General features: G+C 34.6%; 16 protein-coding genes. 14 read left to right on the top strand and 2 right to left on the bottom strand.

Features of this window, described 5'->3' with window-relative positions; all coding sequences use genetic code 11:
- Window positions 1-136 precede the first annotated feature (136 nt).
- The 10 genes from BM098_RS03375 to BM098_RS03335 all read left to right on the top strand — a co-directional run bounded on the left by BM098_RS03375 (window position 137) and on the right by BM098_RS03335 (window position 4,904).
- Complete coding sequence (locus BM098_RS03375; protein WP_089830399.1) at window positions 137-865, top strand: hypothetical protein; 729 nt, start codon at window positions 137-139, stop codon at window positions 863-865.
- Window positions 866-885: 20 nt separating this feature from the next.
- Window positions 886-1,056: a hypothetical protein gene (locus BM098_RS13555; protein ID WP_186819717.1), complete on the top strand. Its 171-nt coding sequence runs from the start codon at window positions 886-888 to the stop codon at window positions 1,054-1,056.
- On the top strand, window positions 1,046-1,264 hold the full coding sequence (locus tag BM098_RS03370) for a hypothetical protein (protein WP_089830397.1): 219 nt from the start codon (window positions 1,046-1,048) through the stop codon (window positions 1,262-1,264). Before BM098_RS13555 ends, BM098_RS03370 begins: the two co-directional genes overlap by 11 nt.
- An 84-nt stretch (window positions 1,265-1,348) precedes the next feature.
- Complete coding sequence (locus BM098_RS03365) at window positions 1,349-1,876, top strand: hypothetical protein (protein WP_089830395.1); 528 nt, start codon at window positions 1,349-1,351, stop codon at window positions 1,874-1,876.
- A 47-nt stretch (window positions 1,877-1,923) separates the two neighbouring features.
- The gene (locus tag BM098_RS03360) at window positions 1,924-2,160 is read left to right on the top strand and encodes a hypothetical protein (RefSeq protein WP_089830393.1); all 237 of its coding nucleotides are present in this window, start codon (window positions 1,924-1,926) and stop codon (window positions 2,158-2,160) included.
- Window positions 2,161-2,215: 55 nt separating this feature from the next.
- The gene (locus BM098_RS03355) at window positions 2,216-2,515 is read left to right on the top strand and encodes a hypothetical protein (RefSeq protein WP_089830392.1); all 300 of its coding nucleotides are present in this window, start codon (window positions 2,216-2,218) and stop codon (window positions 2,513-2,515) included.
- 16 nt (window positions 2,516-2,531) lie between these two features.
- Window positions 2,532-2,798, top strand: coding sequence for a holin (locus BM098_RS03350; RefSeq protein ID WP_089830389.1), 267 nt, complete (start codon window positions 2,532-2,534; stop codon window positions 2,796-2,798).
- 42 nt (window positions 2,799-2,840) lie between these two features.
- A complete protein-coding gene (locus BM098_RS03345) occupies window positions 2,841-3,635 on the top strand; it encodes a M23 family metallopeptidase (protein ID WP_089830387.1) in 795 nt (264 codons plus the stop codon).
- 112 nt (window positions 3,636-3,747) lie between these two features.
- On the top strand, window positions 3,748-4,257 hold the full coding sequence (locus BM098_RS03340; RefSeq protein ID WP_089830385.1) for a Panacea domain-containing protein: 510 nt from the start codon (window positions 3,748-3,750) through the stop codon (window positions 4,255-4,257).
- Window positions 4,257-4,904, top strand: coding sequence for a hypothetical protein (locus BM098_RS03335; RefSeq protein ID WP_089830383.1), 648 nt, complete (start codon window positions 4,257-4,259; stop codon window positions 4,902-4,904). The genes BM098_RS03340 and BM098_RS03335 overlap by 1 nt, the downstream gene beginning before the upstream one ends.
- Before the next feature lie 58 nt (window positions 4,905-4,962).
- Here BM098_RS03335 and BM098_RS03330 read toward each other — a convergent pair whose 3' ends face one another.
- Window positions 4,963-5,415: a hypothetical protein gene (locus BM098_RS03330; RefSeq protein WP_089830381.1), complete on the bottom strand. Its 453-nt coding sequence runs from the start codon at window positions 5,413-5,415 to the stop codon at window positions 4,963-4,965.
- A gap of 75 nt (window positions 5,416-5,490) precedes the next feature.
- The gene (locus tag BM098_RS03325) at window positions 5,491-5,691 is read right to left on the bottom strand and encodes a hypothetical protein (RefSeq protein ID WP_089830379.1); all 201 of its coding nucleotides are present in this window, start codon (window positions 5,689-5,691) and stop codon (window positions 5,491-5,493) included.
- Between the two features lie 170 nt (window positions 5,692-5,861).
- Between BM098_RS03325 and BM098_RS03320 the strand changes: the two genes are divergently transcribed.
- The 4 genes from BM098_RS03320 to BM098_RS03305 all read left to right on the top strand — a co-directional run bounded on the left by BM098_RS03320 (window position 5,862) and on the right by BM098_RS03305 (window position 9,621).
- Window positions 5,862-6,791, top strand: a complete 930-nt coding sequence (locus BM098_RS03320; protein WP_089830377.1) for a hypothetical protein — start codon at window positions 5,862-5,864, stop codon at window positions 6,789-6,791.
- Between the two features lie 19 nt (window positions 6,792-6,810).
- Window positions 6,811-7,287, top strand: coding sequence for a hypothetical protein (locus tag BM098_RS03315; protein WP_089830375.1), 477 nt, complete (start codon window positions 6,811-6,813; stop codon window positions 7,285-7,287).
- 676 nt (window positions 7,288-7,963) lie between these two features.
- The gene (locus BM098_RS03310) at window positions 7,964-9,283 is read left to right on the top strand and encodes a DUF1576 domain-containing protein (protein WP_089830373.1); all 1,320 of its coding nucleotides are present in this window, start codon (window positions 7,964-7,966) and stop codon (window positions 9,281-9,283) included.
- The gene (locus BM098_RS03305) at window positions 9,280-9,621 is read left to right on the top strand and encodes a hypothetical protein (RefSeq protein WP_089830371.1); all 342 of its coding nucleotides are present in this window, start codon (window positions 9,280-9,282) and stop codon (window positions 9,619-9,621) included. Before BM098_RS03310 ends, BM098_RS03305 begins: the two co-directional genes overlap by 4 nt.
- The last annotated feature ends 44 nt before the right edge of the window (window positions 9,622-9,665 follow it).

Below are 9,665 nucleotides of genomic sequence, written 5' to 3'. Positions count from 1 at the left end.
GCTCTTTTTTCCATGATTGGTCTCTCCCTCGGGTGATTAGTCCCACAAGTTTAACCGACCTTAACGAAATAGTCTAGTTTAGTGTAACCTGTCCAAACAAGCTGATGAAATTGATTTGAAGGTTAACAAAAACGGTGTGATATCGTCTATAAATCAAACAGCTGAGACAATTAAGATACAAGCCTCCAAGATTAACCTTGAAGGATACGTTACGGTTACCGACTTAAAAGTTGACGGTAATATTAAATTTGGCGGTCAACTTCAGGGTGCTAGTGGGAGTTTTGAGGGTGATTTAACCTCTGACTTTGTTACCATCGGTTCTTCTAACCCGTCATACGCTGGCTTTTCACGAAGTGGTTTAGCTGTAAAAATGCCTGAGAGAATATCAACAGGTAACTATACGTGGAATGGTGAATTTGTTTTAGGCTTAGGAAATGGTGTTATTAATTTTGGATTAGAAGATTCAGGTTTCTCACCAACATACAGCTTTGATGGTCCGATTACGACTCATCAAGGTTTAGTTGAAACGATTGTTTCAAAAGGTTCCAACTCAAAAGGGCACTGGATTAAGTATTCAAGTGGAAAGATGGAAGTGTGGTGTACGCCAATAGCGACCACGTGTACAAATACATCGGGGAATGTATATAGATCAGATGTCTTTGATGTTGATTTTCCGCAAAGCTTTGATGATTCACATCCAATCAGTGTTGCACTTAACGTGACAGCAGTCGGACGTTGGGCTGATATCGTTAACATTCCGTCGTCGACTGGATGCAGAGCACATCAATATTCAACAGTGTATTCTACCGGTAATTATAGTGCATTTGTCTATGCCGTAGGTATGGCACTTGTAGGTGTAGGTTAAAAATAGAAAGGGTGTTATAAATGAAACAAGATGTTAATCGTGTAACGGATTTATTATCAGCGGAATGGTCAAATCAATTAGCGCAAGCTAATAAGAAGATTGCTATTTTAGCTGAGGAAAATAATCGTTTGAAAGATGAAATTAAAACAATCAAAGAATCAAATGAGGGAGATGTTGAAAATGAAGTTTGAAATTAGATCGGTTAACACGCGCTATAGCGAAGGTGAGTTAGTGGATGTATCTTTAAGTTATTTGGGCAGGGACAGTGAGAGACGCGTTAATGTGAGCGGTACATTTGAATTAACGGCTGAAGAATATGCAGGTAATGAAGCGATAGCGCAGCTTGAGGAACTGTCTAAAAATCATGCTTTAAGTGTTATTAATGGTGAGATAAATTAATATTTATATAAATTTATCCATTTCTCTTAACATTATCTCTTAAATGTCCGATTATAACTATATAATAGTTTAAGAGGTGATAAAATGTGTGAAGAAGAAAAGGTTTCATTAGAAGACCATGCATCTAACATCGCTAAAATACTTTCTTTAAAATCACTACCTGAAATGATGTATGGTAATGAGGCTAGAAACTTTGTAAAAAAACACTTTCCTAAAGGTTATAAAGAAAGTTCTAGTGGGGCATTTCTTTTTGATGAATTACCTGAAATATATCGTGAATCAGGAGTTGTCTGTGTGTATGATTGTAGTGTCGGCACGCTAGCTCATGAATTATGTCATGCAAAACAATATGAAGATAATAACAAATGGCTGAAAATGAATTTGTTTAATAAACGTTATAGGAAGTGTCTCTATGCATTTTATCCTGTTGAAAAGGAAGCATTAGAATTTGCGATTAAATATTTAAAAGACGTAAATCATCATGATTATGGTAATTATAAAAGCGAATATTGTAAAACAAGAATTTTTTGGATTGTTTCAAGTGTGACAAAAACGGTTGTTTTATTTCTATTTTTTTACTTTTTATTTGTCCTATTTAAAAATTTTTTTTAGTTTTCCTTCTTTAGTTCAAGATATGGAGAAACAGAGAGGACGGCTTTATGAGCAAAAAACCAATAATTAGATTAGTAGCACCACACAGTATGGAAGAATGGGAATTCAAGAGTGAATCAGAACGAGACAATATTTTTTCGAAAGTAGAGTCAAAGTTTTACAATGAGAAAGTAAATACAATCCCCTTTATTGAAGTAGAAAGAGGTCTTAGGCTAGAAATGCCTCTCCGATTAAGCACTGATTGTGAAAAACAAGTTATTGATTACATTAATTTGTGGACTTAAGCACCTCGATTGAGGTGTTTTTTGTTTACTTAAATATCTAGTTAGGAGGTCGATTATGCAAGAACAGTGGTACACAAACAAAGATTTATTTGAACAGATTAACGCTATTTCTGGTGATTTCAAAGATTTACGTTCAGAGATGAGAGAAACACGTGCGGTAATAAAGCAATATAACGGACTGAGAGAAGAAGTTGGCTTAGTTAGAGAAGAAATTGAAGAAGTTAAGAAACAGGTACAAGAGTCTCAAGGGATTAATAAAGGTAAATCAACCGTATTTGAAGCTATTCGCAATTGGGGCGGATGGCTTTTTGCTTTAATTACACTAATTGTTATGCTTAACCAATTTTATAATTGAGGGGAGGTGAAAACCTATGGAACAAGTATTAGTTTTTGCTACTTTACTGTTGCCAATTGTCACAGCGGTAGTAGAACTGGTCAAGAAAACGGTTAATATATCTAAAAATTACTTACCGTTAATTAGTTTAATTGTTGGTTTGTTAGTAGGCGCAATCGCTTATCCGTTTACGGATTTTGAGTTGGTATTGCGGTTGTGGGCCGGTGGGTTCGCAGGTCTATCGGGAACAGGGTTGTTTGAGTTAATAAAAAAACGTGACGGTATGACTAAAGATGTTGCTTAGTGCAGCATCTTTTTAATTTAACTAAAAAGGGAGAGACTTAATATGGCAAAAACATTTATATGGCCAACTGACACAAAACGTATCACAAGCCCATTTGGTTGGAGACGACATCCAATCACGGGCGAAGCACAATCTAAACATAATGGTATTGATATTGCAGAGAGTGGCACACGTCCAATTTACGCAGCGGCTGATGGCGTAGTGAGACGTAGCTATACATCTACATCGTACGGTGAAACAATCATGATTGAACACTCTATTAATGTAGAAACGTGGGAAACTGTCTATGCGCACATGCGCGAAAACTCACGTCGTTTTAAAGACGGCCAACGAGTGAAGCAAGGTGATGTGATTGGCCAGATGGGCTCAACAGGTAATTCGACTGGTCAGCATCTGCATTTTGAAATCCACAAAGGCGGATTGTGGAATATGGCAAAATCTAACGCTGTTGATCCAGAACAATACTTGAAAAAAGATTTATATCCTGCCCAAACATCCGGTTTAGCTGTTGATGGTAAATGGGGTAACGCAACAACTAAAGCATTACAAAAAGCATTGGGTACTGTACAAGATGGTATCTTGAGTGACCAATCACGTAATGAGGTGACGGAAGCACTGTATGGAACAACAGTCGAATTTGGTACCGAAAAAAAAGGCAGCTTAGTCATTAAGGCATTACAAAAGCTAGTTAAAGTAAAGCAAGATGGCTTGCTTGGGCCTGTAACAATTGGTGCGTTACAAGCGTATTTAGGTACTGTTAGAGATAATAACTTAAGTCGTCCGTCATTAGTCGTTAAAGAACTTCAAAAACGATTAAATGCAGGTACGTTTAAATAGATAGAGTTAAAGCCCTTCACTTTTAATGAAGGGCTACATATTATATAAATAACTTGATATATTGAGTTAAAACTGAGAGAATGGGTAATGTATTATATAGGAGGGATTTAGCATGGGAACTAATTATGTATTTGATAATAAAGATGATTTAGTTAATTATTTATACTTAAAATTATCTAACCCAACGAAAATAAAAATTCAAAAAACCTTATACCTTCTTTTTGCTTATTACGGTGCAACATATGGTAACTTGTCAGAAACAAAAGACAATGGAGATGATGAGTTTGATAATCAAAGCTATCCTAAACTACTCTTTAATGCGAAGTTTGAAGCGTGGAGATACGGACCTGTAGAGGTTGAGGTTTATAACGATGAAAAACAAGGTTGTTACGAAGACTCTCAAGATGAAGAAATGCTTGATCATACACCTGAAGGTAAAAATATTAAACAATTCATTGACAGTATAATCAAGCAAACTAATGAAATTGATGATTTTAGCTTAGTCGATAGGACACATCAAGATAAGTGTTGGATGGATCAGTATAAAGAAGGCTTAAATCATATCCCTATGGATAACGCTGACATTATAAAGGAATACAATGAAAGGTATATAAAGAAGTAATGTTTGATAATATTGATGTTCATTTTGATAGTTTAAATAATGAAGAGCAAGGTGAATCTATAGTAAATGTTAGAGAATTGGTAACAGAGAGTTATAATCCTTATGAAATAAACGTTATTAAAGTTAAGCCGAAAGTCGAAATGGATCAATCAGTTAAAACCAGTATTAATTTGCCTGAATTCATGTTTTCAAATATGATTCCAACCCTTGAAGAAAAAGCAATAGATTCGAATGTAGAAATTGGTTTGGAAAAGTTAAACCGTGACCCTTCCTTACTGTTAACTAGTAGCGATCCGATTGACTATAAGGGGAAAAACAAACAAAGAATAAAGGGGATATTGTGTGAATATGTAGGCGCTTCCTTTTTCAAGGAGAATTGTGACTATTTCAGGAAAAGCGTTATTGTAACAGAAAGCTTATTAGGGAGTAGGGGTGCGTTTAGGGTGATTTGTACTTATGTTATTAAGCCTAAAACTGACGATAGACAAAGACACTCTAAGCATATTTTAAAGGCGATTGCACTTGACCCATATCACTTGTTTTTGCCAGGAGCACATAACAATTTAACGCCAGAAGAGATGATGGAAAAGGTATATTCAGAAGTATGTGAGTATAGCGAACATATTGGAAAAATGATAAAAATTTGATTATTTAATCTTGCCAAATAAAAAGTCCCTTCACATAGCGTGAGGGGCTTTTTTTGAATTACTTTATAATTTGGTTCATTTCTTCCTTTATCATATTTAGAATGATTGAATAATCATCATATATAGACTTGGTTATAAAACCAAATTCATCTTCTTCTAAAAAATTGAGTTTTGCATAGTTGAAATCCATATCTAATATTAATTCAATGATTTCATTGTTTAACAATTCAATATTATCGTATAAAATATTTCTATTATTATCTGAATATAGTTTCCAATCGAATTCCAATATGGCCCCTTGACGATCAGAATATATAAGAGGGCTATTACTTTCATTTCTTATAATTTCACCGAAAACTCTTAGTTTCCTTATACGTACGTTCTCTATACGTTCTTTTTCTTGAAGTTTTTCATTTCTTTTATCTGACATGGTTTGCGTAATGAAAGTAATGGTGCCACCTATAAATACTCCAATCAACGCAGGTAATGATGTTAAAAACGATTCATACATTTAAAAAACTCCATCCTTTGGTCGTTTACATCTTGTTTAAGGTAATTTAGTCCTTTGCTTTGCATAATTAAATACTTACCAACTCTTAAACACTTGACTATAACCATCTCTGTTCAAGAATGTCCCATTATCCGAAACAATAAATATTTCCATAGGCGCATTAAACTTCGACCAACCTTCGGCGATCTGTTTAGCTTCTGATTCTGAATCAACTTTAAAACTTTGAGTAATCATCCCGCATTCATACATGCCGACTTTCCAATAATTATGATTCATTTCAATTCTCCTCAGTTTTTTGTCTTGTGATGTAATATTCTGTATTCGATAGTAAATATCCTGCTATATTATAAGGAAAACATTCTGAAAAATTTTCTTATGAAACAGGAATTCACGAGTTTTTTGTCGAAGTATGTAGTATAGCAGACACAAAGGAGGAGAAAAATCATATGAGTAATAACGAAATAATTAGAAAAATACATTTTTTCCGTTTTGAAATTTCCGAATTACAACCTGGGACAAATAATTTTCAAAGGCATTCTAACCCGAAAGAAGTTTTTAAGAATATCGCTGAATTAGAGTTAAAAGGTGATCATGAAAGGTCAAGATTTAAATATTATTTAAATAATGATGTAAGCTTTTTAATTGATACAAATATTTCCGCCGACTCTATTCAAGGAAGGTTTGCAATTTCCAGAAGAAGTGCTTTGCCGGAGATTGAGACGGCTGGAGTTTTAAAACCCTTAGAAATACCAATGAATAGCGGTTTGGCAGAAATAATACATTTTATTTATTACCCTGCGGATGATGTGTTAGGAGTAGAATTTAATTTTTTTGGTCCTCGAGCAACAGGGCTCAGTGCTTACTTAAGAGAAAAAAGTAGACACTCTTCTAACCCTTTTGAATTTATAAAATTAAATCCAATTTTAAACCAAGACCTAGATACATTACTTCAAGATGTAGGTGAAATCAATTTTTTTCAGATGGAAATATCAAGGAATGATTTATCTGTTTTAGAGAACTTGGATAGAGATTTATATAGTGCATTTGAATCAGCAGCCAATGTTTCTGATGCTGAATCAGTCGAGGTAATCCTGAGAAAAAAGAAATACTCTAGAGGAGGCTTCCCATTACCGTTTTCAAAATCGAGTCTAAAAGATTTGCTTTCTACTAGTGATAATAGACAAAAAATAAACAGGATGAAAGTTGATGCTGAATCTTTATCTGAGAAAAATAACAAAACATTTGATTTATTAGAAGATAAAATGATAACATCGAAAAAGGTAACAACAATAGGTGAAAGAAGCAGATCAGTTGACTTTGAAAGTATGTTCGAGAGAATTAACGAAGCTTATTTGGAGTTGAAGGGAAATTTCTAAAAGAAGGTTGATGCTAATAATGAAACGCATATACAGATCTCACTTTTTAGGAATTGAGTTAATAATATCGTTATTGGTGATTGCAGTGATGGTAGGTATTTTTTATAAATATGTTGGTATTGAAGTTTTATCTGATAAGTTAGATGGCATTAGAGAAATGCTTTATGGAACATTGGCAACGTTATCAGGAGCATTAATCGGGTTTGTAATAACGGGGCTTTCAGTACTTTTGACTACTAGTTCAAATGAGCGAATGGAACAGTTAAAAAGAAGTAAGCATTACAAAACGATATTTACAATTTTTTTCAGTACTAGCAAATATTTAGGGGTCATGTTCTTGATTTCTTTAATTAGCCTAATCTTTGATAAAGATTCTAATCCGGTATACTGTTTAACTGTGTTGTCCATTTGGTCGTTGATAATTGTTGCATTTAGAATTATACGTTGTATATGGGTTCTTGAAAAAATAGTCGGCCTGCATATTTTCAAAAATTAAACGACTTCTTCATAATGAATTCACAGAGTGATTAAATAAATCAATTTCTAACCAATTGTTTATAGAGATCACTTTTGACAAAAAAGATGATAAATGGTATAAACAATTTTATTTTTCTAAAAAAGAGTAGATTTCATTTTATGCTAATCGTCTCCACTAAAAACATGATTGACCACATTTTGACCACATGACCACATTTTTTAATAGTTAGTAAACTTAATAAAAAAATAAAACCGCCAATAATAGCGGTTTTTAAATTATAGAATTACTAAAAAGGGATTAAGTTTATTTTGACAGGGTGGGGGTCGCTGGTTCGAGCCCAGTCGAAGTCACTACCGAGAACCCTTGATATTCAAGGGTTCTTTTGTTATTTATATTGGATCTGTTATCGAAAAATATATCTGTGATCACCGATTGATCACGTTTAAACCAAAGTAGGTAGATTTTTAGTAATAACTAAGAAAGTTGAAGCAGACTCGCTTTAATGCATAAAATACAAAGTCCCTGATTCTATTTTAGAACCGGGGCATTTTTTAAGAAAAGTCATATGAAGCTATTGAGGGATTGATAGGTCCTGTAACCCTTGTATACCAGCATGTGAAAAACACGTTTATTATTAGTGAGAAAAAGGAATGTAAAAAATAACAACAGGAAAATAAATAAAGGGGCGTTTTAATTGGAGAATTGGCGATGGTTTAGAATACTTAGGCGTAAAAATACAGAACTAGCGAGCAATCGTGGTTTGAAACTAGATGATCCGATTAAATATGCGGTCATTAGCTTTTTTGCGCTGACTATTCTTTTAAGTGGGTTTATCTTTAATACACCCATAGAGATTTTTACAGGTTTAGGTGATATTGTTAAGAGTCCAAGCATATTAATCACAGATTATATGGTTGTTGGTAATATTGGTGCTAGCTTTTTTAACGCAGGGCTACTCATGCTGTTAACGATTGCCCTTAGCTATCGAAATAATGTTCATATGAATGGCCCTATTATTGCGGCGGCATTTACTATTATGGGATTTGCTTTCTTTGGTAAAAACCTTTATAACGTGCTTCCAATCATAGGGGGTGTGTACTTACGGGGGCGCTATCAAAAAACAGTACTTGGTAAGTTGTTGTTACCAGCTTTGTTTGGTACGGCACTTGGCCCGTTAGTAAGTCAAGTCAGCTTTGGTTTCGACTTTCCACTATATGTGTCGATACCGTTAGGAATTAGTTTCGGTTTATTTGTCGGCTTTATTTTACCTCCTCTTGCAAATCACTTCATTCCGTTTCATCAAGGTTTTAACTTATACAACATTGGTTTTACAGCTGGAATGATTGGTATGTTTGTGATGGCGATCTTCAGGTCATTTAATTTGGATACCCCAGTTGTCTTACTCGCACAAGAGGGCTATAATACCCCATTTTTAATATATTTTTCTATTTTTTTCTTCATCATGTTGTTGCTTGGTCTTATATTTAATCGCTTTCGAAAAAGTTCCTATAGAAAGCTGCTGCAACATTCGGGTCGTTTAGTTACCGACTTTGTCTTTTTAAATGGCTTTGGCGTTAGTTTAATAAATATGGCTTTACTCGGGTTTTTATCACTTGGCTACATTCTACTTGTGGGTGGTGAGATAAATGGACCAACAATTGGAGGTATTTTTACTGTCGTTGGGTTTGGGGCATTTGGTAAGCACATTCAAAACGTTTGGCCCATTTTGCTTGGCGTTTTCTTATCTTCCTTACTAAAAGTATGGGACGTCTCGTCAACCGGCGCCATCTTAGCTGCCCTCTTTGGTACAACTTTAGCTCCTATCGCCGGTGCTTATGGTCCCATCTATGGTATGATCGCTGGTTTTGTTCATATTTCTATGGTAATGAATGTGGGCATGCTGCATGGTGGGATGAATTTATATAATAACGGCTTTAGTGGTGGCTTTGTTGCAGCTTTACTTGTCCCTATGTTTGATTCACTTAATCGTAAAAAACGGAGGCGGAAAAAATGACGCGCGAACGGATGAAAGTCATTAAAATTGTCAATGAATTGTTAAGCTATTTCTTTATGCATCATATTATTGATGTACAAATTGATGTGCAATATGGGAAAGAACATGTGAGTATTGCGATTGTTGGTCAGATCAGTAAACAACCAGATGACGTCGAAGAACTATATGACGTCCTAAACGCCGAGCGACAAGTCGAATATGAAGATTATTACTGGTCATTACTCGGTGAGCATCGCAATTACTCAGAACTAAACTTACTCGGTTCACTTGTCGACCAAGGTGAAGTCACTTATGAAGATGAGCATCTGACTGTTAAAGTATACCGGGCTAGAGATTAACGGCTAGCATAAATATTTTCTAGAGACAATTTTAACAGATAAGA

It is taken from the genome of Halolactibacillus halophilus, assembly GCF_900115605.1.
GTDB classification, from domain to species: domain Bacteria; phylum Bacillota; class Bacilli; order Bacillales; family Amphibacillaceae; genus Halolactibacillus; species Halolactibacillus halophilus.
This window is presented reverse-complemented; position numbering and strand designations above follow the sequence as displayed.